Consider the following 22,951-nt stretch of genomic DNA (forward strand, 5'->3'; position numbering starts at 1 on the left):
AATGATTCACCTGGCGAATAGTCAGTACACAAAAACGAAAATCCCGATCCCGGGGGTTTGCTAGAATTCCCTTATTACTACAGGGTCTGTCGCCCCCGCGCAGACCTGACAATGTTGCGCAATGTAAGGGTCTTTTATGATTACTACCGACGGCAACGGCGCAGTCGCTTCAGTCGCTTTTCGCACCAGTGAAGTTATCGCCATTTATCCCATCACGCCGAGCTCCACGATGGCGGAGCAGGCCGATGCCTGGGCCGGCAACGGGATGAAAAACGTCTGGGGCGACGTCCCGCGCGTGGTGGAGATGCAGTCCGAGGCGGGCGCTATCGCCACCGTCCACGGCGCGCTCCAGACGGGCGCCCTCTCCACCTCGTTTACCTCTTCCCAGGGCCTGCTGTTAATGATCCCGACGCTCTATAAGCTCGCCGGTCAGTTAACGCCCTTTGTGCTGCACGTGGCGGCGCGTACCGTCGCCACCCACGCGCTGTCGATTTTCGGCGATCATTCAGACGTCATGGCCGTGCGCCAGACCGGCTGCGCGATGCTGTGCGCCGCAAGCGTGCAGGAGGCGCAGGATTTCGCGCTGATTTCCCATATCGCCACGCTGAAAAGCCGCGTGCCGTTTATTCATTTTTTCGACGGGTTTCGCACCTCACACGAAATCAACAAAATCGCGCCGCTCGCCGATGACACGATCCGCGCCCTGCTGCCCCAGGCGGAGATTGACGCCCACCGCGCCCGCGCGCTCAACCCGGAACACCCGGTGATCCGCGGCACCTCCGCCAACCCGGATACCTATTTCCAGTCCCGCGAGGCAACCAACCCCTGGTATAACGCGGTCTATGACCATGTCGAACAGGCGATGAACGATTTCGCCGCCGCCACGGGCCGCCAGTACAGGCCGTTTGAGTATTACGGCCATCCGGAGGCCGAACGGGTGATTCTCCTGATGGGCTCCGCCAGCGGCACCTGCGAAGAAGTGGTGGATGAACTGCTCACGCGCGGCGAGAAAGTGGGCGTGCTGAAAGTGCGCCTGTTCCGCCCGTTCAGCGCGCATCACCTGCTGGCGGCGCTGCCGCAGAGCGCCCAGCGTATCGCGGTACTCGATCGCACCAAAGAGCCGGGCGCGCACGCGGAGCCGCTTTATCTGGATGTGATGACCTCGCTGGCGGAAGCCTTTAACCGCGGCGAGCGCGACAGCCTGCCGCGCGTCATCGGCGGGCGCTACGGACTCTCCTCTAAAGAATTTGGCCCGGACTGCGTGCTGGCGGTCTTTAATGAACTGAGCGCTGCCACGCCGAAACCGCGCTTTACCGTCGGTATTTACGATGACGTGACGCATCTCTCCCTGCCGCTGCCGGAAAATACGCTGCCTTCCCATGCGCGCCTGGAAGCGCTGTTTTACGGGCTGGGCAGCGACGGCAGCGTCTCGGCCACCAAGAACAACATTAAAATTATTGGTAACGCGACGCCGTGGTACGCACAGGGCTATTTCGTTTACGACTCCAAAAAGGCGGGCGGCCTGACCGTTTCCCACCTGCGCGTCAGCGAGCGGCCGATTAACTCCGCGTATCTGGTCAGCCAGGCGGATTTTGTCGGCTGTCATCAGTTGCAGTTTATCGATAAATACCCGATGGCCGAACGCCTGAAGCCTGGCGGCATTTTCCTGATTAACACGCCTTACGCCCCGGATGAGGTCTGGCACCAGTTGCCGCAGGAAGTTCAGGCGGCGCTGAATAACAAAAACGCGCGCGTCTTTGTGGTGAACGCCGCGAAAATCGCCCGCGAATGCCAGCTCGGTGCGCGTATCAACACCGTCATGCAGATGGCGTTTTTCCATCTGACGCAGATCCTGCCGGGCGACAGCGCCCTGCAGGCGCTCCAGGGCGCCATCGCCAAAAGCTACGGCAGCAAAGGCCAGGAGCTGGTGGAGCGTAACTGGCAGGCGCTGGCGCTGGCCCGCGAATCTCTCTTCGAAGTGGCGCGCCAGCCCGTCGATGAAAGCAGCCATGTGCGCCCGCCGGTGGTCTCCGACGCCGCGCCCGATTTTGTGAAAACCGTCACCGCCGCCATGCTGGCGGGCCTTGGCGATGCGCTGCCGGTCTCCGCGCTGCCCCCGGACGGCACCTGGCCGCTCGGCACGACCCAGTGGGAGAAACGCAACATCGCCGAGGCGATCCCCATCTGGAAAGAAGAGCTTTGCACTCAGTGCAATCACTGCGTCGCCGCCTGCCCGCACTCGGCTATCCGCGCCAAAGTGGTGGCCCCGGAAGCGCTCGCCGACGCGCCCGGCTCCCTCGCCGCGCTGGATGTGAAATCCCGCGATATGCGCGGCCAGAAATATGTGCTCCAGGTGGCCCCGGAAGACTGCACCGGCTGCAACCTGTGCGTCGAGGTCTGCCCGGCGAAAGACCGGCAGAACCCGGAAATCAAAGCGATCAATATGATGTCGCGCCTGGAGCATGTGGAGGAAGAGAAGCGCAACTACGATTTCTTCCTGAGCCTGCCGGAGATCGATCGCAGCACGCTGGAGCGTATCGACATTCGCACCTCGCAGCTCATCACGCCGCTGTTTGAATACTCCGGCGCGTGCTCCGGCTGTGGGGAAACGCCCTATATCAAGCTGCTGACCCAGCTTTACGGCGACCGTATGTTGATTGCCAACGCCACCGGCTGCTCGTCGATTTATGGCGGCAACCTGCCCTCGACGCCGTATACCACCGATGCCAATGGCCGCGGTCCGGCGTGGGCAAATTCGCTGTTTGAGGATAATGCGGAGTTTGGCCTCGGTTTTCGCTTAACGGTCGATCAGCATAAGGCCCGCGTGCAGCGTCTGCTGACGCAGTTTGCCGATACGCTCTCGCCCGCGCTGTTTGATGCGCTGCAAAGCGATGCAACGCCGCAGGCGCGTCGCGAACAGGTCGCCGAGCTGCGCCAGCAGTTACAGGGCGTGGAAGGCGCGCAACAGCTGCTCGCCGATGCCGACGCGCTGGTGGAGAAATCTATCTGGCTGATTGGCGGCGACGGCTGGGCGTATGACATCGGCTTTGGCGGCCTTGACCATGTGCTGAGCCTCACTGAGAACGTCAATATTCTGGTGCTTGATACGCAGTGTTACTCCAACACCGGCGGACAGGCGTCGAAAGCCACGCCGCTCGGCGCGGTGACGAAATTCGGCGAGCACGGCAAACGCAAGGCGCGTAAAGATCTGGGCGTGAGCATGATGATGTACGGTCATGTGTATGTGGCGCAGATTTCGCTTGGCGCGCAGCTTAACCAGACGGTGAAAGCGATTCAGGAGGCGGAAGCTTACCCCGGCCCGTCGCTGATTATTGCCTACAGCCCCTGCGAGGAGCATGGCTACGATCTGGCGCTGAGCCACGATCAGATGCGCCAGCTCACCGCGACGGGCTTCTGGCCGCTCTATCGCTTCGACCCGCGTCGCGCCGACGAAGGCAAGCTGCCGCTGTCGCTCGATTCTCGCCCGCCGTCAGACGCGCTGGCGGAAACCCTGCTCGCCGAGCAGCGCTTCCGCCGTCTCAACGCCCAGCAGCCGGAGGTGGCCGAACAGCTCTGGAAAGACGCCGCCGCCGATCTGCAAAAACGCTACGACTTCCTGGCGCAGCTCGCGGGCAAAGCCGAGAAAGTCAGCGAATAAGTTAGCGCGCCCCTTTAACGCCCCTGTTTTTTACAGGGGCATTTGCTCCCAGCTCCTCGCGGCTTAATACCCGGTACCACGTGAATTTATCGCCGGTGGTGCATTTCACCGCCACGCCGTGTAAATCCCCGTCCTTCAGAAAAAACCCACGATATTGATTTTCACCCACCGCTAAATAACGCGCTTTTTCACCAAGATCATAAATCGTCTGGTAGCGGTCGCCACAGCGGAACGTACTGCGCGTATCGAACTGATAAAAGGAATTTAATAGTGCCCCGCCGAGGGTGCGGGTATTAGCCATAATTAAACCGGGCATGACGCTGGCAAACGCCGCCACCAGTAATATCTGGCTGCCCATGGCAAGCGAGACGCGTTTTTTACGTCGCCGCAGGCTCGCTTCCATCAGGGCGGATACGAGCATAATTAATAAATAGGCGACGTTGAAGGCGATAAACGCGGCCATAAAGAGTGTGAGGCACCAGGTGGTATAGGGCATCTGCGCCGCTGAAATATCCCAGGATTCAAGCAGCACGGCGCTGGCCAACATCTTGCCGAAAAAGAGTACCAGCGCCAGTACCAGCGGCCAGGTTTTACCAAATATGGACGCGGCCTGCGGGCTTAAAACTGATGTACAAAGCAGATAAAAACGCACCAGGCAGAGGGCGCCGAACACGCAACAGGCCGCCACCAGTAACCAGACCACAGTGCCGTTGGCATGCGCGACCGCCAGCAGAAAGCCTGCCGAGAGCAACAGGGTCGTGGCCCTTGCCATCGATACCAGCGCTTTTACCTGGCTGTATGGCTGGCGCGGCAGGAAACGCGCCAGCCGCTTGCGCTCCTGCGCCTGGAAGGCTTTTCGTCCATGGTATTCGACGATATAGGCGCACACCCACAGCATGTTGAACCAGATGGCTGCGCCGACCAGCGACGGGTGATGGGTTTTATTCGCTATCGCGAGCAGAATGAGAGTGATGACCCAGTTAATACACCAGAAGAGAATAAGCGCGGGCAGCTGACGCGGCAGTTTATGCAATAAGCCGAACATGACCTTTCCTTAAGTCAGAAGATAACCCACCTTAATGAGAAATATTTTGGCCTGCAACCTGACCATAGGGTGTAATTCCGCAACGTAATTATTTTTTAAAACCGCCACAATGGCTGACAACCCCCTTAATGTTGGGGGCGCGCCTGGTATAATCTGAAGTTCAAATTCGCTATACTCCGCCGCCTGCCTGTAAGGGCTTCACGTAAACCCGGGGAAATAAGATGCATACTTTAGGGATGATTATTGGCGCGCTGCTGGTGGTTTTTATTGTTATGGCTGTCAAAAAGCGTAAGCGTTAATACCTCAGCATTGCCGCAAACAAAAAGCGCCGCCTCCCTGCGGCGCTTATTTTTACAGCGACATATCCACCACGATGCGGCCGGTGATTTTCCCGTTACGCATACGATCGAAAATATCGTTGATATTCTCCAGCGGCTCGACCGCAATTTCCGCCGCCACTTTGTTATGCCCGGCGAAATCGAGCGCCTCCTGCAAGTCTTTACGCGTACCGACAATCGAGCCGCGCACCGTCGTGCCGTCCAGCACCATATCGAAGATAGAGAGATCGAATTTGCCCGGCGGCAGGCCGTTTAATACCATGGTGCCGCCACGGCGCATCATCGTTGTGGCCTGCGCGAACGCTTTTGGCGAGACCGCCGTCACCAGCACGCCGTGCGCGCCGCCGAAGGTGTCATGGAAATAGCCGCCCGGATCGACTTCCAGCGCGTTGGCGACGACCTGCGCGCCGAGGCGTTTCGCGAACTCCAGCTTATCCTTGTCGATATCCACCGCCGCCACGTTCAGCCCCATGGCGTTGGCATACTGAATAGCCAGATGCCCTAACCCGCCAATACCGGAAATCACCACCCAGTCGCCCGGTTTGGTGTCGGTCATCTTCAGCCCTTTATAGACCGTGACGCCCGCGCAGAGAATTGGCGCAATGCTGGTGAATTCAACGTTATCCGGCAAGATGCCGACGTAATTGGCGTCCGCCAGGCAATACTCCGCAAAGGTGCCGTTCACCGAATACCCGGAGTTTTGCTGGCCGTGACAGAGCGTTTCCCAGCCGCTTAAGCAGTGTTCACAGTGGCCGCAGGCGGAATAGAGCCACGGCACGCCCACGCGATCGCCCTCTTTGATGTGCGTCACCCCCTGACCGACCGCCACGACATGGCCCACGCCTTCGTGCCCCGGAATAAACGGCGGGTTCGGTTTCACCGGCCAGTCGCCTTCCGCCGCGTGTAAATCGGTATGGCAGACGCCGGTCGCGGCGATTTTCACCAGCACTTTACCCGGCGTCACTTCCGGCACCAGCACTTCCTGGATCTCCAGCGGCTGCCCGAAGGCTTTTACCACTGCCGCTTTCATTTTCATCACTTTCATCAGTCACCTCGTTAACGGGTAGTTCGGATGGATCAGAAAAGGTTCAGAGGCTGGATGTCATAGCTGACCAGCAAATTTTTCACCTGCTGGTAATGCTCCAGCGCTTTCTTATGGGTTTCGCGGCCGATACCGGAATTTTTATAACCACCGAACGCGGCATGCGCCGGATAAAGGTGATAGCAGTTGGTCCAGACGCGGCCCGCTTTGATTTCGCGGCCCATACGCCAGGCAAGATTGGTGTCACGTGTCCACAGGCCCGCGCCAAGGCCAAATTCGGTGGCGTTCGCAAGCTTCAGCGCCTCATCGGCGTCTTTAAAGGTGGTGATACCGATAACCGGCCCGAAGATCTCTTCCTGGAAGAAGCGCATGTCGTTCTCGCCTTTAATCAGCGTCGGCTCAATGTAGAAGCCCTTCTCCAGCGCCGCGCCGTGGTTCAGACGCGAGCCGCCCGCGAGGATCTGGCCGCCCTCGCCGCGCGCGATATCGATGTACGAGAGAATTTTGTCGAACTGTTCCTGAGAGGCCTGTGCGCCAATCATGGTTTCAGTGTCATAGGGGTCGCCTTTACGAATGTTGGCCATACGCGCCAGCACACGCTCCATAAAGGGTTCGTAAATCGATTCCTGAATCAGGGCGCGGGAAGGACAGGTGCAGACTTCCCCCTGGTTAAAGAAGCCCAGAATCAGCCCTTCGGCCGCTTTTTCAATAAATTCAGGCTCTGCCTGCATGATGTCGGCAAAGTAAATATTAGGCGACTTTCCGCCGAGTTCGACGGTGCTGGGGATAATATTTTCCGCCGCGCAGGCCAGAATATGCCGTCCGACCGGCGTGGAGCCGGTAAACGCGATTTTCTCGATGCGTTTGCTGCGCGCCAGCGCCTCGCCCGCCTCCTGCCCGAACCCGTGCACCACGTTCACCACGCCCGGCGGCAGCAGATCGCCAATCAGCTCCATAAATACGGAAATGCCAAGCGGCGTCTGCTCCGCAGGTTTGAGCACCACGCAGTTGCCCGCCGCCAGCGCAGGCGCGAGTTTCCACGCCGCCATCAGGATCGGGAAGTTCCACGGGATTATCTGGCCGACCACGCCGAGCGGCTCGTAGATATGATAGGCGACGGTGTATTGATCGATTTCCGCCACGCTGCCCTCCTGGGCACGCAGACAACCGGCGAAGTAGCGGAAGTGGTCCACCGCCAGCGGAATATCGGCGTTCAGCGTTTCGCGGATGGGTTTGCCGTTGTCCCAGCTCTCGGTGAGCGCCAGCTGTTCGATATGGCCCGCCATGCGATCGGCGATGGCCAGCAGCAGGTTAGAGCGCTCCTGCACGCTGGTTTTGCCCCACGCGGGCGCCGCGGCATGGGCTGCATCCAGCGCGCGTTCGATGTCGGCGGCGCCTGAGCGCGGGAACTCCGCCACCACCGCGCCCGTCACCGGCGTGGTGTTAGTGAAATATTGACCTTCGACAGGCTCGACAAACTGACCGCCAATAAAGTTTCCATAACGCTGTTTAAAGCTAACGAGAGCACCAGGCTGACCGGGGTGAGCATATTTCATGGCAAATTCCTCAGTGTAGCGACAATCGGTTAAGCACAGTCTGCTGTGCGGCACACAGAGATAAGCAGTTCTTATGCCAGAGTGACGCAGCACGAAAGCATCTTTTAAAAATCAATGAAAAACAGAGGGTTGAAATTAATGAGTGCCGTGCGCTGGCGCGTCGTCGCGGCGTGTCGCACGGAAAATGTCGCGGAACTGTGTCATGTGTCGCAACACATGAGACACCAAAATGCTACATATTTGAAACATGTACACTTACCGGAGAACGCCATGCCGCACAGCGCCTCGTTGACCTCCGCAGGCTTAACGCCGTACTGCGACGAGCTGTCTTTTCCGTGTCTGCTGAACGACTCCTGGCTGCGCAGCCAGCGCTACGGGCTGACCCGCGACGACGACGCTACCTCGTTTGTGAGCCGCGCCCTGCTTGAAGAAGCGCGATCCCAGCACGGCTGGCTGCAACAGCTGGCCCGCCCGCTGATGCAGCGGCTCGGCGAAAGCCTTAACCGCGCGCCCTCTGTCGTGGTCGCCTCTGACGATACCGGCCTGGTGCTGGATACCTTCGGCAATAACCAGTTTCTGCATAAGGCGCAGCGCGTGGCGCTCGCGCCCGGCAATCTGTGGGGCGAACACGCGCGCGGTACCAACGCCATCGGCACCGCGCTGGCGCTGCATGCGCCGTGCGAAGTCCACGGCAGCCAGCATTTTCTCAATCAGAACGCCGGGCTTTACTGCTACGGCGTGCCGGTGTTTCGCCCGGACGGACAGATCGCGGGCGTGCTCGATCTCTCGACGCCCGCCCGTCAGCCGGTCGCGGAGGCAGGCCGTCTGATGCGCCAGGCCGTGCGCCAGCTGGAGCACGACTGGGTCATCGCGCAGCTCGACGCGCAGCAGTGGCTGCTGCGCCTGCACACCGATCCCGCCGCTCTCGGCTCAGCCCGGGAGCTGTTGCTGGCGTTCAGCGATAACCGGCTGGTAGCCGCCAATAAACTGGCGATGGATGAGTTCAAGCTTTCCACCGCGCATATCGGCACGCTCTCCCTCGACGCGCTGTTCCCGCAGGCGCTGCCCGCAGGCGATGACGACGCGCTTACCGCCATCAATCAGCGCCGCTACCACGCCCGCCGACAGCTTCCGGCGCGGCGCGTCTGGGCCGCGCATCCCGCGCTCGCGCAGGACGAAGAGAGCGGCGTTGAGACCGCCAAGGCGCTGCGCCTGCTGAACGCGGGCATCGCGCTGTGCATTACCGGCGAAACCGGCTGCGGTAAAGAGCACCTGAGCCGCCGCCTGCACCAGCAGAGCCAGTGGCGCGACGGCCCGTTCGTCGCCATTAACTGCGCCGCGCTGCCCGAGCAGCTGATTGAATCGGAGCTTTTCGGCTACCAGCCTGGCGCGTTCACCGGCGCCAGCAGCCGCGGGTATATCGGTAAAATCCGCGAAGCCGACGGCGGCGTGCTGTTTCTTGATGAAATCGGCGACATGCCGCTTGCGATGCAGACCCGCCTGTTGCGGGTGTTGCAGGAGAAAAAAGTGGTGCCGCTCGGCGGCACCCGCGCCGTGCCGGTGGCGTTTACGCTTATCTGCGCCACCCACCGCCCGCTGGACGAGATGGTGGCGCGCGGCGCGTTTCGCGAAGATCTCTTTTACCGTATTGAAGAGTACCGGCTGCGCATACCGCCGCTACGCGACTGGCCCGCGCTACCGCGCTTTGTACAGCGGTTGTGGCAGGAGCTGGGCGGCGCGCGGCGCGGCGTCACGCTCTCTGCTGAGTTGGTCGATCATATCGCGCGTCTCCCCTGGCCGGGGAATGTGCGTCAGCTCGCGAGCCTGCTGAAAGTGCTGCTGGCGCTGGCCGATGAGGGTGACGTTGTCACGTTACGCGATCTGCCGCCCCCCTACTGTTCCGTGGACGGACATAAAGAAACGGCGCAGCCTTCAGAGAACGCTGCGCCGGATGTGGACGCCGTATTACAAAGCGTGAATGGCAATATGAGCCTGGCAGCGCGTAAGCTTGGCGTCTCGCGCAGTACGCTCTACCGGCGGCTTGAGAAGCAGCGCGCTAGCGCAGACGCCCGCTGATATCGCCAAGCGCGTCGATGGCCGCCTGCGGGTAGCCTGCGGCGCGCAGCGGCGCGACAATCTCCTGCGCCAGATCCGGCACGTAACCCACCAGCAACTCCCCTTTGCCGCAAAACTCTGCCTCGCCGAGGGCGGCGGGCAGGATAACGCTCTGTGCGCGCGCAAGCGTCATCACCTCGCCATTCGGGGTGTGAAGGGTCACCGGCGCGCCGATATTGGTGACAATACGCACCGAGGAGAAGTGGTAGTCGTAGCAGGTGTCGAAGCGCCAGCGCTCCAGCGCGAAATAAGGCCCGGCGCAGCACAGCAAACGCTGAACGGCGGCGCACTCCTCCAGCACCAGCCCGCGCTGCGGCTGGGTCAGCAGTTCCGGACGCAACTCTTCCAGCAGTGTGTCGATGTTCCTGGCCTGCTCGTCAGGCGGTACCGGCGAGCCATCTTCCATATTCCACGGCATCGCGTGCTGCTGAATATCAGACGTCTGTTCTATTTCATAGATCAGCGTGTCCGGCCCGAAGGAGTGCAACTGCCCGCCCGGCACATAGATCGTATCGCCGGTTTTCAGCGGCAGGCGGTACATGACGCGGTCGTAATCGCCCGCCAGCAGCGCCTCGCGGATCGCCGCTTTTTTTACGCCGGTTTTGATACCGACAAGACAGGTGGCGCCCGGCGCCGCCCAGAGAATATGCCAGGCCTCGGTTTTACCGTTGGGCTGATTTTCCAGGCGCTGCGCCGTGTCGTCGTTCGCGTGCAGATGTACCGGCAGCATGCCGCTGCCGTCGATAAATTTGCTGAGTAGCGGAAAGTACGGGCCGCGCCAGCCAGGCGCGACCAGTTCATCGGGATAGCGCGTCGTCAGCTCACGCAGCGACATGCCAGCGAATTCGCCGTTGGTGACGGTCGCTATCATGCCGTCGACGTCACTGACCTCCCAGGCTTCAGCGATGCGCGAGTCCGGCAGCTCCGCCTTGCCAAGCTGCGTTTTAATGCGCGTGCCGCCGAAGATGTGGGTCGCGAGCGGCGTCGTCAGCGTAAGCGGATAGTTGAGCATCCCTCTCTCCTTTTTATCAGATAACCGCCTGGCCGCCCGTGACGGCAACAGTCGCGCCGGAGACATAGCTTGCCTCGTCGCTTGCCAGCATCACATAAACCGGCGCCAGTTCCGCTGGCTGACCGGCGCGCGCCAGCGGCACCTGGCTGCCAAACTCTTTGACCTGCTCCGGCGGCATGGTAGACGGGATTAGCGGCGTCCAGATGGGGCCCGGCGCGACGGCGTTCGCGCGAATGCCTTTTTCAGCCAGCAGCGCGGCCAGGCTGCCGGAGAAGTTCACGATCGCCGCTTTGGTGGCGGAATACGCGATAAGCTTGGGCTTCGGCTGGTCGGCGTTGACCGACGCGGTGTTAATGATGGAACCGCCCGCGGGCATATGCGGCACGGCCGCCTTGCAGATCCAGAACATGCCGTAGAGGTTGGTTTTCATGGTGCGGTCGAACTCTTCATCGCTGATTTCATCCAGCGAATCGCGGGTCATCTGGAAGGCCGCGTTGTTAACCACGATGTCGATTTTCCCGAATTCCTCGGCGGCTTTTTGCACCAGCGCGCGACAGTGGGCGGCGTCGGTGATATCGCCGGGCACCAGTATCGCTTTGCGGCCCGCTTCTTCCACCAGACGCGCGGTGTCTTTGGCATCGTCATGCTCATCAAGATAAGAAATCAGCACATCGGCCCCTTCACGGGCATACGCGATAGCGACCGCGCGGCCGATGCCAGAATCACCGCCGGTAATAATGGCGGCTTTACCGGAGAGGCGCCCGGAGCCTTTATAGCTCGTTTCGCCGTGATCGGGCTGCGGCTGCATCTTCGCGGTGCTGCCTGGGACATTCTGCTGCTGTTCAGGGAATGGCGGTTGTGGACGTGTCGTCATGGTTTGTACTCCTGTTTCTTTTCCTTTCGCGCCGGAACGTAAACAGCGCGAAAGACATCCGGGTTTCAGGAACCTGACGCTTATCAGCGCCAACGATAAAATCAGGTTTCAGTATAGTTGACGAGATATTTATGCAAGCGAAGCGGGAAACCAAACGGGTAAATTTTACCCGGCGCGGGCGATTATTCTGGTGGTGTGATGCTATGCGGATCGCGTTATTAGCGAGGCGGAGCCTGCAGGATAAAATTCATTTATTAACAAACAATTATAATTGATTAATTTGTCTATAACGCCGTGAAAAATATGACGCGCGGCGCGCCGGTTTTTATTATTTTTCACTGAATGAGAAAGCGCTGATAAATCCGGGCCGCGCGACGCTGCGTAGCCCGGTGTTTAAAAAAGCCGCGTTTAAATATTGAGATCCACCCAAAGTGCCGCGTGATCGGAACCAGCCTGCTGCGGCTTTTTCAGTTCCGGGTAAACGTCCCATTTAACGGGCCGTTCGCCGGGCCACATGCCCTTACGGATGACGCCGCCTGCGGTGACGCGCTCCCAGAGCGCGGGTGACAGCAGAATGTAATCGAGCTTGTTGTTTTTGGCGCTGTTGCCCCAGGTGCCGGGATACCCGCCGTTGTCAAAATCCGGGTGAGTAAAGGCGTCGCGCAGATCGGTCTCTTTCAGCAGCGGCGCCAGGGTATCGCTCTCCGGCGTGTCGTTGAAATCGCCCGCGATAGCAATAAACTGCTCGCCGGCGTCGCGGCGCGCCTTGTAGATGTCCGCCACCCGCTGCGCCTGCGCTTTGCGCCTCGCGTCGGACTCCGCTTTACCGCCGTAGCCTTTACTCTTCAGATGATTCACCATCACCCACAGCGTATCGCCGTTCGCCAGCGGCACTGAATATTCCGGGCAGTCGCGCGAAAAAATCAGCTGGCCGCGCGCGTCGCGATCGTCCACGTGGCTGCGCATCGGGCCGATGGGATACTCCGCGGCGGTAAGCAGGCCAACATCGATGCCGCGGCTGTCGTTGCCGTCGATGACCATCACATGACGAAACGGCTCGCCGCCGAGCGCCGCGATAATCTCCTGGTTAAACGCCGCCAGCGCCGGACGGCTCTCCGCCTCCACCACGGCCAGCACATCGGCGTTGAGATCGCTCATCACTTTCGCGGTGATGCGCATGGCGACTTCATCCACCGGCGAGTCGATAAGCTCAAGCGAACCGACCCAGTCGGCGCGACCGCTGGCGATAATCTCGATACCGCCGTCGCGCGGGCGCTTCAGGAGGTTGCCGCGGTTGCGGCGCAGGATGACAAACGGCCCGGTGTCGGATTTCTCAAGCCCGAGCGCCACCATCAGCTTCACCATCTCTTTCTTGCTGGCCTCGCTGTAGGTGATTTCGCCGAGCAACTCATTAAGCCGCGCGAATTTCTCCAGCACCGGCCGCCCCTGCGACCAGCTGCTTTGCGACATCACGCGCGCGCGATCAAACAGGTTTTCTACGTTATAAGACGCCAGACGCATAGCCCCTCCCGTTGTGGTTATCCCCCGCCGCAGTCTCCGAAGCCCGGCATCAGGTCTTTCTCAGTGTGGCAGCAAATTGTTACGGCTTCAAAACAGGCGCTACGGCGCAAAACGCGCTGGTATTCGTCGCCGTAATCCGTACCATACACGCCACGCACAGGAACACATTCGGGCCTGCTGGCGCCTGCGACGATCTCCGCCGTGCGCGGGCAGGCCAACGGTGAATACGCGCGCCGGGCAATCCGCCAGAGCGCGCCGCAACGCAGAACTGAGCCACTTTTAAATGTCTGAAATTCAAGAAATTAGCAAAAAAGAGCAGTACAACCTCAACAAATTGCAGAAGCGCCTGCGCCGCAATGTCGGCGAAGCTATCGCCGATTACAATATGATTGAAGAAGGCGACCGCATCATGGTTTGCCTCTCCGGCGGCAAAGACAGCTACACGATGCTTGAGATTTTGCGCAACTTACAGCAGAGCGCGCCGGTGAATTTCTCGCTGGTGGCGGTGAATCTCGACCAGAAACAGCCGGGTTTCCCGGAGCATATCCTGCCGGAATATCTGGCAGCCCTCGGCGTGGAATATAAAATCGTTGAGGAAAATACCTATGGGATCGTCAAAGAGAAGATCCCGGAAGGGAAAACCACCTGCTCGCTCTGCTCGCGCCTGCGTCGCGGCATTCTTTACCGCACCGCTAGTGAGCTTGGCGCGACCAAAATCGCGCTGGGTCATCACCGTGACGACATTCTGCAAACGCTGTTCCTGAATATGTTCTACGGCGGAAAAATGAAAGGCATGCCGCCGAAGCTGATGAGCGATGACGGTAAACATATCGTGATTCGCCCGCTCGCCTACTGCCGCGAAAAAGACATTGAACGTTTCTCGCAGGCGAAAGGCTTCCCGATTATTCCGTGCAACCTCTGCGGCTCACAGCCGAACCTGCAGCGCCAGGTGATCGCCGATATGCTGCGCGACTGGGATAAACGTTATCCGGGCCGTATCGAAACGATGTTCAGCGCGATGCAGAATGTCGTGCCGTCGCACCTGTGCGACACCGAACTGTTCGACTTCAAAGGCATTCATCACGGCTCTGAAGTGGTGAATGGCGGCGATCTGGCGTTTGACCGCGAAGAGATCCCGATGATGCCCGCGGGCTGGGCGCCGGAAGATGAAGAGGCACCGCCGATGCAGCGCCTCGATGTGCTCGAAATCAAATAAGCCTGATGCCCTCCCCGCGGAGGGCTTTTTTTTGCCTGCTTAACGCATGTGCGGCGGCGGATCGTCGATGGGACGCGGGTCCGGCGATGGCGGATCGGGAACTGGCTGCGGCGTCGGGATTGGGTCCGGCACGGGTACGGGATCGATGGGCACTGGATCGCTCATGGTCGTTTGATACAGATGATGCATCGTCGCTTCCTCTTTGATGGCAGATACGTTAAGCGTAGAAGATGCGTCACAGAAGGGAAAAGCGAGCCGCGGCGGCGGCACGTTAACATCAGCAGGCAAAAAAAAGCCGACTTAATTAAGTCGGCATCGTACGAATCAAATTGTGCTATGCAGTAATTCAAAAAAGGAAGTAAGACAATATGGAGCGCAACGCCCATCGCTTGACGTTGCATTCACCTGCGACAGGAATGATGCCGTGAAACGGCGTACCATTTCTTGATGTCGCTCAAACTCGTGAGGCTTTTTTGTTCACTTTGCACGCAAAAGGCGTTTTTTTACAACCATTTACTTCGATGTAACCACCACGTAACACCGCCAATCACCAGCACCAGCGCCACGCAGAAAACGCTAAAGCCCAGATGCCAGCCGCCGCCGGGAATGCCGCCAAGGTTGACGCCAAACAGCCCCGTAAGAAACGTACTGGGCAGAAAGACCATCGCCATCAACGACATCGTATAACTGCGGCGCGACAGCGACTCCTGCATCGTCTGGGAAATTTCATCGGCCATCACCGCGGTGCGCGCGATGCAGGCGTCGATTTCATCCAGCCCGCGACCAAGGCGGTCGGCGATATCCTGCATCCGGCGGCGCTGATCGTCATTCATCCAGCTAAATCGCTCGCTGGCGAGGCGTGAAAAGACATCGCGCTGCGGCGACATATAGCGACGCATGACAATCAACTGCTTGCGCAGCAGCGCCAGCACGCCGCGCGGCGGCACGATCTCTTCCAGCAGATTATCTTCCAGATCGATGATTTTATCGTGCAGCTCTTCGATAAATTCGCTGGCGTGATCGGTCAGCGCATCGCAGGCATCCACCAGCCAGCCGCCGACATCCGCCGGGCCGCTGCCCTCGTTCAGATCGTGAATGATATCGTCGAGCGCCAGCACCTTACGCTGGCGCGTGGAGACGATAAGCCGCTCGTCGATATAGAGCCGCATCGCCACCAGCTGGTCTGGCCGCTCGTCAGTGCTGCCGTTAATGCAGCGCAGCGTAATCAGCGTACCGTCGCCCATGCGCGTGACGCGCGGCCGCAGGCTCTCGCCCGCCAGCGCGTCGCGCACCATATTTGGCAGCAGCGGGGTCTCAGCGAGCCACTGCGCGCTTTCCTGATTGGCATAGTTCAGGTGCAGCCAGCAGGGATGGTCTTTATCGATAACGCAGTCATTCTGCAACGGCTTTACGCCGCCGTGACCGTCCAGCAGCCAGGCGATGACCGCATCCGGCACATTTACTTCAGAGCCTTTAATGGCCTCCATCGCGTCTCCTGATGTTCAGTTCGAATGAGGAAAGGCTGAACGCGCCAGCCCCTGCCCTGGCTTAACGGTTTTCCAGCGCGGCCTGAATGGCGTCAGCCAGTTCAGCCAGATGATGGCGGGTATATTCGATATCTTTGGCGAGCTTATCACGCCCTTCATAGTTATTCGGGGCCGCCACGGAGGCTTTGATAAGTTCAAGGGCGGCGTTCACCGCCAGCAGGCGTTTTTCCGCATCGCTGCGGGCGGCGTAATTTTCAGGCAGCATACTTCACTCCGGTGATTCAACTGGCTTTATGGTGATACATTGCACAGGAATTTCAAGCCGGAGCGATTCGGTTGCGGATTAAAACAGCGCTACCAGCAGGGCAACGGGAAAACTCATCGGCCAGGTCGCGCCAATAAGCGTTGCGCAGAGCAGCTTAATGCTGGTTTTGTCTTTCGCAATAAAAAAGGTAATGAGCGCCGCGATCGACGCCATGACGGCGTAAAACACGAGCATATGTTGATAGAGCGTCATGATGGCGTATCCATACTGAGAATGCGGTCGCAATATGCGATTTTTTATGACGCAGATCAAGTATCAGTAAAGGCCGCCGCGCAGAAAAACTTGATCTGCTTCACCTTAACCCCGCTGAAAACAAGGATGAATCAAATCCGCGCGTGATGTGTTAACGTCAGCCTATGCATAAATTTTACAACTCAGGGCCACTCTGTCGCAATGAGAACCACACGCGTTACGTTACGTCTTTCCCACGCTGTCAGCGACGTTATGCTTGATGACATTAAAGCCATTATTCCTGCGGATGCGCTTCAGGTCTTTACGAATCAACTGGATGAAACCCAGTACGCCACTCTGGAATGTCTTCAGACGGAACGGAACTGTTCGCTTATCGCCTCGGCGATTGTCGTCTGGCGCCAGCTCGGACACATCAAAAGCCTGATATACCGCAACGGCGACGTTCTGCGCGATGTCTCAGACGCCAGCCAGTTTCAGCTATTCACGATGCTGCGCGCGCCGCTGACGGTGCTGGCCATTCGCTGATCGCTTTCAGATAATTCTCAACTTTCCCTCTGCGCTGCCGATAACCTTCTGAAAATGGACGGGGAAGACGCTTATGCTGCCTGGAATACCCACGCTGGCGCTGGCCTTTACGGTCTGGCTGCTGATTTTTATCCCTTCTTATAAAATCGCCAGACGAGCAGGGTTCGGCTGGTCGATGGCGCTGCTATTAACGCTACCGGGCCTGAATATCGTCGCCTGGTGGTGTTTTGCCTGTATGAAGTGGCCAGCGCGCCGCTATTTCTGATTAACGTCTTGCGCGGTTTTTGCCGGGCGTTTTTTAACGCCCCGCCATGTCGTGCCCGCTGAATTTTTGGGTAAACGCCGCGCATAGCGTTAAAGCTCCGCGTCCCCTTGCCGATGATGCAGATAACCCAACGCCCGCGTTGACAGTAAAAGCCCGAGGCGTCCGCGCCACAAAAGAAGCCGTGCATAAAGGTAGCACCCCTATGTTTAGCCACATCGACAGAAAAGATGCCAGACGCATGGCAGCCCTGGATATGCTCCGGGGAAATCACGGGCACCAGGACCCGGTACTGCTGCAATTCGCGAGGCTCGCGAGTCTCGCGCTCGGCATTCCTGGCTGTTTTATCGCCGTGGTGGATAAAGCGGGCCTGCCGGTACACCTTGCGCACCCCGAACCGTTGCAGCTCGACGCGGCCGTACTGACACAGCCGCTGTGCGCGCACAACGAGCCGGTCTGGTGCTGCGATACAACGCTGGATACGCAGGCGAGTCAGCATCCGCTGGTCGTGGCCGCTCCTCACGTGCGGTTTTTCGCCTGCGCGCCGCTGCGCACGCGCGACGGCAGCCTGACCGGCACCCTCGGCATAACGGATACCGTGGCGCAGCCGTTTGATGATGAGCGCGCCCGGACGCTCACGCTTATCGCCGGGCTGACCGGAGCCTGGCTTGAAACCTTAAACGCGGTCGGTTTTTTAGATCCGGTCACCCGCCTGCCCAATCGCCAGAAACTGCTGGCCGATATGGAGCGGCTCGCCGCCAGCGGCAGCGCCGAGCGCTATACGCTGATGATTTTCGACTGCATCGACATGCCTTCCGCCTACGAGCTGGCGCGCTCGCTCGGCATGCCCGCGCTGGAGACGCTGCTTAACGATCTCGGCCCATTGCTGCGCATGAGGCTGCGGCTCAAAAACGACACCGTACTCTATAACGTGGCGACGGGCCGCTACGCGCTGCTGTTAAAAACGCGCAATCAAAAAGCTATTCGTCGTAACGCCGCGATACTGCCGCTGGTGAACGCGCGAATGCTGCAGGGCATTAATATCCGGCTGAATATTTTTGCTGGCGAAGTGGGCTGGCAGCCGGAGAAAACGACGCCCAACGAGGCGCTGCGTCGCGCCATCAGCGCGCTGCACGAGGCTATCTGGCTTAACAAACGCCATATGGTGTTTGACGCCGAACGCGATGAGAAACGCAACGTCGATTTCCAGTTGCTGCACGATCTCAGCGAGAGCATCGCCAAAAACCGCGGGCTTTATCTAATGTACCAGCCGAAAATCAAACTCAGCACCAATCGGGCCGTTGGTGCGGAGGCCCTGCTGCGCTGGCGTCACCCGACGCGCGGCGATATACCGCCGGGCGTGTTTATTCCTCTGGCGCAAAACACCAGCCTGATGGAAGAGATTACGCAGTGGGTGATAGGCGCCGCGCTGTTGCAACTGCAAAAGTGGCGCAAAGAAGGCATCAATTTGCCATTGTCGGTCAATATCAGCGTCAGCGATCTCTCGCGTACCGGTTTTGCCGACGCGCTGGAAGAGCGTGTTCTGCGTGCCGGACTCTCGACGAACGATATCCGGATCGAATGCCTGGAGACCGAAAAAGCGCTGGAAAGCGAAACCGCGCTCAACGAGATGGACATGCTGAAGCTGCGCGGGTTTAAGATCCTGCTCGATGACTTCGGCGCGGGCTACAGCAACATCAACTACCTGCGCCGCATCCCTATCGACATTATCAAGCTCGACCGCTCACTGACCTCAAGCATCGCCCAGGAGCGCAGCAGCCAGATTATCGTGCGTAACGTTATCCAGATGCTGAAAGAGCTCGATTACGTGGTGCTGGCCGAAGGCGTGGAGGATGCCGAAACCGCGCGTCTGCTGCTGGAGTTCGGCTGCGATGAAGCGCAGGGTTATTTTTTCTCGCGCCCGGTGGAGCCGGAATATATCGCACAGTGGATATAAATAACCTTTCTCCGGCGCGCTTAAACGCCGGAAAATCGTTTTCTGCGGTTTTGGTAAGCGCGGCTAATAACCCTTCTCTTTTGAGACTTATCATTAATACCCATACACTTTATGCTTTTGTATATTAATACACAGCTAAAACCGAGGCATTCCGGTAATACCCCAGAAAAAATCCGTGAAGTGAAAAATAATTTTGTACCGGGATATTTCCCCGTCTACGCTTATTTGCAGATCTTAGCAATGCGCTAAGGCTATCTTTGCCACCACCAGGGCATCAGGGGTTCAGGGATGAACCGCCTTTTTATGCGCTTTCTCACCTCCTGCGTTTTCTCATCACCCTCTCGCCCCTGTTGTCAGCGTCTGCTGTGCCGCCGCGCGGCCCTGCCCCCATGCTCAACGCTGGCGTCTCCTGGCTAAACATGCGCTATAAAAATACGTCAAAATATGTCTTGAGACTTCAGGATATTAATTTTATTGCCGGGGAAACATGATGACCAATAATTAAACTGCCGTCTCGTTCGCATCTTTATAAATTACCCCATTACGAGGGATTTACCGTGAAAAATAAGAACAAAAAAATCATAAAAAATTAACGGCAAAACAGTGGCTTTGTTTTGAAATTTTATTTTTTTCCGGCCGGAAACTTGCAGACCCAAAATACCTTATCTACAGTTATCAATACGTTTTCGACAGCAGTCACACACTGCTATAATAAGTACGACCAACAACATGAGGAGAAATATATGACTCAGCATCGTGGTGGTTCAGGTAACTTCGCAGAAGATCGTCAGCGCGCCTCTGACGCAGGCCAGAAAGGCGGGCAGCATAGCAGCGGTAATTTTAAAAACGATCCGCAGCGTGCCTCTGAAGCGGGCCAGAAAGGCGGCCAGCAAAGCGGGGGCAACTTTAAAAATGACCGCGAACGCGCCTCTGAAGCGGGGCGTAAAGGTGGTGAAAACAGCCACGGCGGCGGTCGTTCCTGATACGGGTTACAACCAGGCAAGTATAATGCCCTGCCAATAGCGCAGGCGCTGTAAGCCTTAAGACATTTTTGAACATCAGGAAATATAAAGGAGAGCGCTATGCTCTCCTTTTTTTATGGCGCTCGCCGGGCGGTGTAATTAACGCCGTTCGTGCGCCCGGCTGCTGAAAATATAGTTTTCCGCCGTTTCATCGGTAAGAAACACCTCCTGCGCTTCCCCGCTCGGCAATACAAAACAGACCTGCTCCCCCTGACGCAGCGCGGCAAAAGCGCTTATCTCCTGCGATTTATCAACCTCAAACGTTTTTACCGTTTCCCCGGTAACCGCATCGGGTTCACTCACGCTGTAGCTGGCGGTAAAATCCACTTCCGGGCGGTCTTTCAGATGCAGCTGGATAGAAGGCATATCGGCTCCCCGAGTGACTCAGACAGGCTAAGTGTAGCTTACGCCCGTTGTTCCTGCGGTTTGTGTATGGCACGCTATACCGACTTCACCAATAAAATTAAAGCGATACGAAACGCGGCCGATAACTGATATGCATGAAAGCAGTAACCTGCGGCTGGCACCTGTTACGCCACACCAGCCAACCATCACACCTGGAGCGAGGGTGCGTGTCATCGCGCTACAGGCAAAGGGAGAGTGAGATGAAGCGGTTCGGCATTCTGGCTGTTGCCGGGGCAGTGTTTTTGTTGCAAGGGTGTGATGCAGACAGCATCGACCAGGTCAAATCCCTTAGCGCCGGGGAGAGTTCAGTCGGTCAGGCCTTTGAAGCGCGCACCGATTGCGTGCAGGGCGCCTGGCGCAGTTTTGAAGACGCGGGCGGGCGCGACGTCGTGCTCTTTTCCTGCAAGCTGCCCGCGCCGGAGCTGGCTGAACTGACCGATAAATTCCGCGTGCACAGCAATCAGATGGTCGAGCAGAACACCACATCGCGCTGGCGCAAAACCCACCGTGACGATATCGCCCGCGTAATGAGCGAAATGAGTATTCGTGACGTGGAGCTGCTTTATGTGTGGCGTATCAAAGACGGCGCGGCGCCGCATCTGGCGGATGTCGAAGTCAAAGCCGCCACCACGTTTTCGAGCTTCAGTTACAGCGTCAGTCAACCCGACGCCTTTGTCGCGCTGGCTTACCGTGATCCCCTCCCCGACCTCTGGCCGCAGAGCCTGTTTCCTCAGCTCGATAAAAACGCGGGCCCGCTCTACCGCCAGCTCAGCGCGCTCTGATAGCCAGGTTTGCCAGGAAGGCGGGGAGTACCAGTAAGATCCTGTACGCCCTGCATCATCGCCTCACACCAGACGACATAATCGTGTCCGCCCGACCATGGGTGAAAGCTTGCTGTATACCCTTTCGTCCTGAGGACGTGTTCAAACGTCTGCGTGTTGCGATAGATCCCGCCATCCGGGCCCTGGGTTTCAAACCGCCCAGCCTGGAGCCAGAAGCGCACCGGATGATGTGGCGCGCGCTGGTACTCACGCGTCAGCCAGCCGGCAGGTTCGCCTTTCGGCGCCCACCAGTACGAGCCCGAGAGGCTCACAACGTTGCCGAACGTTGCCGGGTAGCGTAGCGCCAACCAGGACGCCGCCAGACCGCCATAGCTCGAACCTGCAATAATGGTGCGTTGTCCCTCAGGATGAATACCACGCGCATGAAGCCAGGGGAGCAATTCCAGCGCCATCATATCCGCGAACGCGCCGTTCGGCGGCAGCTCTTTGCCACGTCGGCTGGCGTCAAGACTGTCGACAAATACAACGTTAAGCGGCGGCAGGCGGTGCCCGGCAATAAGACTATCGATCACGGCAGCCAGCCGGTAGTCATCCTGGTATGTGTTGCCGTCTAATACCATGAGTGTCCAGTGCGCCTTAACCGCCGGGCGATAGATCTGAATATCGCGCCGGTTGCCGAGCCGAACGCTTGTGAAAGACTCACGCGTCAGCGTGCCGTGCCGCACGCCGCTAAGATCCGCAGACAGATCGCATTGACGTTCCCCGCCAAGGTCCAGCAGCGAATCCCGTCCCCATCGGTCATTATCGCCCGGCAGGAACTGCCGCGCGTTCAGCGGATCCGCCTGCGCGGTGACCAGAATAGCGCGCCGTTGCTCGCGCTTGCTGGCGTGAATATCGGGCACGTCCGGCGCAAGTTTGTATTGCATCAACGTGTCAGCAGGTACCACATAGCTGCGAAACCAGACATCCGACATCCCGAGCCGGAATAACGGGTCATGATCGCCTGCGGGCGATCCGAGAATGAAGACGTTCTGGCGCGCGCCGCGCCATAAAAACGTGACGCGCCGGTGATCATTATCGAATGGCTCCACGAGCGGCGTCCCGCGCGCAGCCATATCGCGCCAGAATTCATCCGTATCGCCACCCGCGTCCAGCTGCCGCGCCAGGCGTTGTAGCGTCGGGCTTACCGGTGCGAGCGTCTGCTGCCTTGCAAGAGGCACGGCCTCGCGAATCTGCCAGCGCATCGACCACGAATCGCCCTTGCGTCCCTCTAGCACTAGCGTGGACGCCTGCCGCACAGGCAGCGCAAACAGCAATGTATAGACGCCATCCGCCGGGCCGCGTTTCACAAGCTGACGCCAGCGCTGCTGGCGCGCATCAAGTAGCTGTGCGCTGCGCGTGCCGTAAAGCGTTGCCGTCACCACATTTTCACTTAGCACCGGCTGGGTGATGCAAACCCGTCCGCTGTGATCAAACGTGCCTGACAGATACCCTTCCGGCGCGGCGTGCAGGCAGGACGCCGCCACGCCAGGCGGTATGGTGGCCCCCAGCAGCATACCTGTTGCGAACGTGATTGCTTTCACTCGACTCTCCCTAAAAATTTGTTTACAACCTAAT

The 22,951-nt window shown here is 58.7% G+C and carries 20 protein-coding genes; 8 read left to right on the forward strand and 12 right to left on the reverse strand.

Going from position 1 to position 22,951, the window contains the following annotated elements:
• Nucleotides 1-136 precede the first annotated feature (136 nt).
• Entirely contained in the window at nucleotides 137-3,658 is a 3,522-nt protein-coding gene (gene nifJ / locus AACV31_RS11360; RefSeq protein ID WP_165154212.1) for a pyruvate:ferredoxin (flavodoxin) oxidoreductase, read from the forward strand.
• A gap of 1 nt (nucleotide 3,659) precedes the next feature.
• Here the strand turns inward: nifJ and AACV31_RS11365 are convergent, their stop codons facing one another.
• The 3 genes from AACV31_RS11365 to exaC all read right to left on the reverse strand — a co-directional run bounded on the left by AACV31_RS11365 (nucleotide 3,660) and on the right by exaC (nucleotide 7,639).
• Complete coding sequence (locus tag AACV31_RS11365) at nucleotides 3,660-4,703, reverse strand: hypothetical protein (RefSeq protein WP_165154214.1); 1,044 nt, start codon at nucleotides 4,701-4,703, stop codon at nucleotides 3,660-3,662.
• A gap of 351 nt (nucleotides 4,704-5,054) precedes the next feature.
• Entirely contained in the window at nucleotides 5,055-6,086 is a 1,032-nt protein-coding gene (gene adhP / locus AACV31_RS11370; protein WP_165154216.1) for an alcohol dehydrogenase AdhP, read from the reverse strand.
• Between the two features lie 32 nt (nucleotides 6,087-6,118).
• Complete coding sequence (gene exaC, locus AACV31_RS11375; protein ID WP_165154218.1) at nucleotides 6,119-7,639, reverse strand: acetaldehyde dehydrogenase ExaC; 1,521 nt, start codon at nucleotides 7,637-7,639, stop codon at nucleotides 6,119-6,121.
• A 270-nt stretch (nucleotides 7,640-7,909) separates the two neighbouring features.
• Between exaC and AACV31_RS11380 the strand changes: the two genes are divergently transcribed.
• Nucleotides 7,910-9,715 carry a sigma-54-dependent Fis family transcriptional regulator gene (locus tag AACV31_RS11380; protein ID WP_165154220.1) on the forward strand — a complete coding sequence of 602 codons (1,806 nt, stop codon included), beginning with the start codon at nucleotides 7,910-7,912 and terminating at the stop codon, nucleotides 9,713-9,715.
• Here AACV31_RS11380 and AACV31_RS11385 read toward each other — a convergent pair.
• The 3 genes from AACV31_RS11385 to AACV31_RS11395 all read right to left on the reverse strand — a co-directional run bounded on the left by AACV31_RS11385 (nucleotide 9,696) and on the right by AACV31_RS11395 (nucleotide 13,161).
• Nucleotides 9,696-10,766 carry a class I mannose-6-phosphate isomerase gene (locus AACV31_RS11385; protein WP_165154222.1) on the reverse strand — a complete coding sequence of 357 codons (1,071 nt, stop codon included), beginning with the start codon at nucleotides 10,764-10,766 and terminating at the stop codon, nucleotides 9,696-9,698. The genes AACV31_RS11380 and AACV31_RS11385 overlap by 20 nt on opposite strands.
• A 16-nt stretch (nucleotides 10,767-10,782) precedes the next feature.
• Nucleotides 10,783-11,640 (reverse strand): SDR family oxidoreductase, encoded by an 858-nt coding sequence (locus AACV31_RS11390; protein WP_015741396.1) that lies wholly within the window; start codon nucleotides 11,638-11,640, stop codon nucleotides 10,783-10,785.
• Nucleotides 11,641-12,048: 408 nt separating this feature from the next.
• Nucleotides 12,049-13,161 (reverse strand): endonuclease/exonuclease/phosphatase family protein, encoded by a 1,113-nt coding sequence (locus tag AACV31_RS11395; protein ID WP_165154224.1) that lies wholly within the window; start codon nucleotides 13,159-13,161, stop codon nucleotides 12,049-12,051.
• A gap of 283 nt (nucleotides 13,162-13,444) precedes the next feature.
• Here AACV31_RS11395 and ttcA point away from each other — a divergent pair, with 283 nt between their 5' ends.
• Nucleotides 13,445-14,377 carry a tRNA 2-thiocytidine(32) synthetase TtcA gene (gene ttcA / locus AACV31_RS11400; RefSeq protein WP_165154226.1) on the forward strand — a complete coding sequence of 311 codons (933 nt, stop codon included), beginning with the start codon at nucleotides 13,445-13,447 and terminating at the stop codon, nucleotides 14,375-14,377.
• 39 nt (nucleotides 14,378-14,416) lie between these two features.
• Here the strand turns inward: ttcA and AACV31_RS11405 are convergent, their stop codons facing one another.
• From AACV31_RS11405 to AACV31_RS11420, 4 genes are all read right to left on the reverse strand, one after another.
• The gene (locus AACV31_RS11405; protein ID WP_255491233.1) at nucleotides 14,417-14,542 is read right to left on the reverse strand and encodes a hypothetical protein; all 126 of its coding nucleotides are present in this window, start codon (nucleotides 14,540-14,542) and stop codon (nucleotides 14,417-14,419) included.
• 338 nt (nucleotides 14,543-14,880) lie between these two features.
• Complete coding sequence (gene zntB / locus AACV31_RS11410; protein ID WP_075198708.1) at nucleotides 14,881-15,864, reverse strand: zinc transporter ZntB; 984 nt, start codon at nucleotides 15,862-15,864, stop codon at nucleotides 14,881-14,883.
• 61 nt (nucleotides 15,865-15,925) lie between these two features.
• Nucleotides 15,926-16,129, reverse strand: coding sequence for a hypothetical protein (locus tag AACV31_RS11415; RefSeq protein ID WP_165154228.1), 204 nt, complete (start codon nucleotides 16,127-16,129; stop codon nucleotides 15,926-15,928).
• A 78-nt stretch (nucleotides 16,130-16,207) separates the two neighbouring features.
• Nucleotides 16,208-16,381 carry a GhoT/OrtT family toxin gene (locus AACV31_RS11420; RefSeq protein ID WP_007761753.1) on the reverse strand — a complete coding sequence of 58 codons (174 nt, stop codon included), beginning with the start codon at nucleotides 16,379-16,381 and terminating at the stop codon, nucleotides 16,208-16,210.
• 201 nt (nucleotides 16,382-16,582) lie between these two features.
• On the opposite strand from AACV31_RS11420, the gene AACV31_RS11425 reads away from it, so the two are divergent.
• The 4 genes from AACV31_RS11425 to AACV31_RS11440 all read left to right on the forward strand — a co-directional run bounded on the left by AACV31_RS11425 (nucleotide 16,583) and on the right by AACV31_RS11440 (nucleotide 20,108).
• Nucleotides 16,583-16,906: a hypothetical protein gene (locus AACV31_RS11425; RefSeq protein ID WP_041923604.1), complete on the forward strand. Its 324-nt coding sequence runs from the start codon at nucleotides 16,583-16,585 to the stop codon at nucleotides 16,904-16,906.
• A gap of 73 nt (nucleotides 16,907-16,979) precedes the next feature.
• Nucleotides 16,980-17,171 carry a hypothetical protein gene (locus AACV31_RS11430; protein WP_007761756.1) on the forward strand — a complete coding sequence of 64 codons (192 nt, stop codon included), beginning with the start codon at nucleotides 16,980-16,982 and terminating at the stop codon, nucleotides 17,169-17,171.
• A 202-nt stretch (nucleotides 17,172-17,373) separates the two neighbouring features.
• The gene (locus AACV31_RS11435) at nucleotides 17,374-19,125 is read left to right on the forward strand and encodes a sensor domain-containing diguanylate cyclase (protein ID WP_105539111.1); all 1,752 of its coding nucleotides are present in this window, start codon (nucleotides 17,374-17,376) and stop codon (nucleotides 19,123-19,125) included.
• A gap of 743 nt (nucleotides 19,126-19,868) precedes the next feature.
• Complete coding sequence (locus tag AACV31_RS11440; RefSeq protein WP_007761764.1) at nucleotides 19,869-20,108, forward strand: general stress protein; 240 nt, start codon at nucleotides 19,869-19,871, stop codon at nucleotides 20,106-20,108.
• Nucleotides 20,109-20,246: 138 nt separating this feature from the next.
• On the opposite strand, the gene AACV31_RS11445 is transcribed toward AACV31_RS11440, so the two are convergent.
• On the reverse strand, nucleotides 20,247-20,513 hold the full coding sequence (locus tag AACV31_RS11445; RefSeq protein ID WP_007761774.1) for a hypothetical protein: 267 nt from the start codon (nucleotides 20,511-20,513) through the stop codon (nucleotides 20,247-20,249).
• 239 nt (nucleotides 20,514-20,752) lie between these two features.
• On the opposite strand from AACV31_RS11445, the gene AACV31_RS11450 reads away from it, so the two are divergent.
• Nucleotides 20,753-21,334: a hypothetical protein gene (locus tag AACV31_RS11450; RefSeq protein ID WP_165154230.1), complete on the forward strand. Its 582-nt coding sequence runs from the start codon at nucleotides 20,753-20,755 to the stop codon at nucleotides 21,332-21,334.
• Here AACV31_RS11450 and AACV31_RS11455 read toward each other — a convergent pair.
• Nucleotides 21,310-22,890 (reverse strand): alpha/beta hydrolase-fold protein, encoded by a 1,581-nt coding sequence (locus AACV31_RS11455; protein WP_165154342.1) that lies wholly within the window; start codon nucleotides 22,888-22,890, stop codon nucleotides 21,310-21,312. The two genes, AACV31_RS11450 and AACV31_RS11455, sit on opposite strands and share 25 nt — an antisense overlap.
• Between the last annotated feature and the right edge of the window lie 61 nt (nucleotides 22,891-22,951).

Source organism: Cronobacter sp. EKM101R, assembly GCF_963888145.1.
In the GTDB taxonomy this organism is placed as follows: Bacteria; Pseudomonadota; Gammaproteobacteria; order Enterobacterales; family Enterobacteriaceae; genus Cronobacter; species Cronobacter turicensis.

Excerpts from the sequence above, each read along its gene's own strand:
- nifJ (WP_165154212.1), top strand. The coding sequence starts at position 137 with ATGATTACTACCGACGGCAACGGCGCAGTCGCTTCAGTCGCTTTTCGC.
- AACV31_RS11365 (WP_165154214.1), bottom strand. The coding sequence starts at position 4,703 with ATGTTCGGCTTATTGCATAAACTGCCGCGTCAGCTGCCCGCGCTTATT.
- adhP (WP_165154216.1), bottom strand. The coding sequence starts at position 6,086 with ATGAAAGTGATGAAAATGAAAGCGGCAGTGGTAAAAGCCTTCGGGCAG.
- exaC (WP_165154218.1), bottom strand. The coding sequence starts at position 7,639 with ATGAAATATGCTCACCCCGGTCAGCCTGGTGCTCTCGTTAGCTTTAAA.
- AACV31_RS11380 (WP_165154220.1), top strand. The coding sequence starts at position 7,910 with ATGCCGCACAGCGCCTCGTTGACCTCCGCAGGCTTAACGCCGTACTGC.
- AACV31_RS11385 (WP_165154222.1), bottom strand. The coding sequence starts at position 10,766 with ATGCTCAACTATCCGCTTACGCTGACGACGCCGCTCGCGACCCACATC.
- AACV31_RS11390 (WP_015741396.1), bottom strand. The coding sequence starts at position 11,640 with ATGACGACACGTCCACAACCGCCATTCCCTGAACAGCAGCAGAATGTC.
- AACV31_RS11395 (WP_165154224.1), bottom strand. The coding sequence starts at position 13,161 with ATGCGTCTGGCGTCTTATAACGTAGAAAACCTGTTTGATCGCGCGCGC.
- ttcA (WP_165154226.1), top strand. The coding sequence starts at position 13,445 with ATGTCTGAAATTCAAGAAATTAGCAAAAAAGAGCAGTACAACCTCAAC.
- AACV31_RS11405 (WP_255491233.1), bottom strand. The coding sequence starts at position 14,542 with ATGAGCGATCCAGTGCCCATCGATCCCGTACCCGTGCCGGACCCAATC.
- zntB (WP_075198708.1), bottom strand. The coding sequence starts at position 15,864 with ATGGAGGCCATTAAAGGCTCTGAAGTAAATGTGCCGGATGCGGTCATC.
- AACV31_RS11415 (WP_165154228.1), bottom strand. The coding sequence starts at position 16,129 with ATGCTGCCTGAAAATTACGCCGCCCGCAGCGATGCGGAAAAACGCCTG.
- AACV31_RS11420 (WP_007761753.1), bottom strand. The coding sequence starts at position 16,381 with ATGACGCTCTATCAACATATGCTCGTGTTTTACGCCGTCATGGCGTCG.
- AACV31_RS11425 (WP_041923604.1), top strand. The coding sequence starts at position 16,583 with ATGAGAACCACACGCGTTACGTTACGTCTTTCCCACGCTGTCAGCGAC.
- AACV31_RS11430 (WP_007761756.1), top strand. The coding sequence starts at position 16,980 with ATGCTGCCTGGAATACCCACGCTGGCGCTGGCCTTTACGGTCTGGCTG.
- AACV31_RS11435 (WP_105539111.1), top strand. The coding sequence starts at position 17,374 with ATGTTTAGCCACATCGACAGAAAAGATGCCAGACGCATGGCAGCCCTG.
- AACV31_RS11440 (WP_007761764.1), top strand. The coding sequence starts at position 19,869 with ATGACTCAGCATCGTGGTGGTTCAGGTAACTTCGCAGAAGATCGTCAG.
- AACV31_RS11445 (WP_007761774.1), bottom strand. The coding sequence starts at position 20,513 with ATGCCTTCTATCCAGCTGCATCTGAAAGACCGCCCGGAAGTGGATTTT.
- AACV31_RS11450 (WP_165154230.1), top strand. The coding sequence starts at position 20,753 with ATGAAGCGGTTCGGCATTCTGGCTGTTGCCGGGGCAGTGTTTTTGTTG.
- AACV31_RS11455 (WP_165154342.1), bottom strand. The coding sequence starts at position 22,890 with ATGCTGCTGGGGGCCACCATACCGCCTGGCGTGGCGGCGTCCTGCCTG.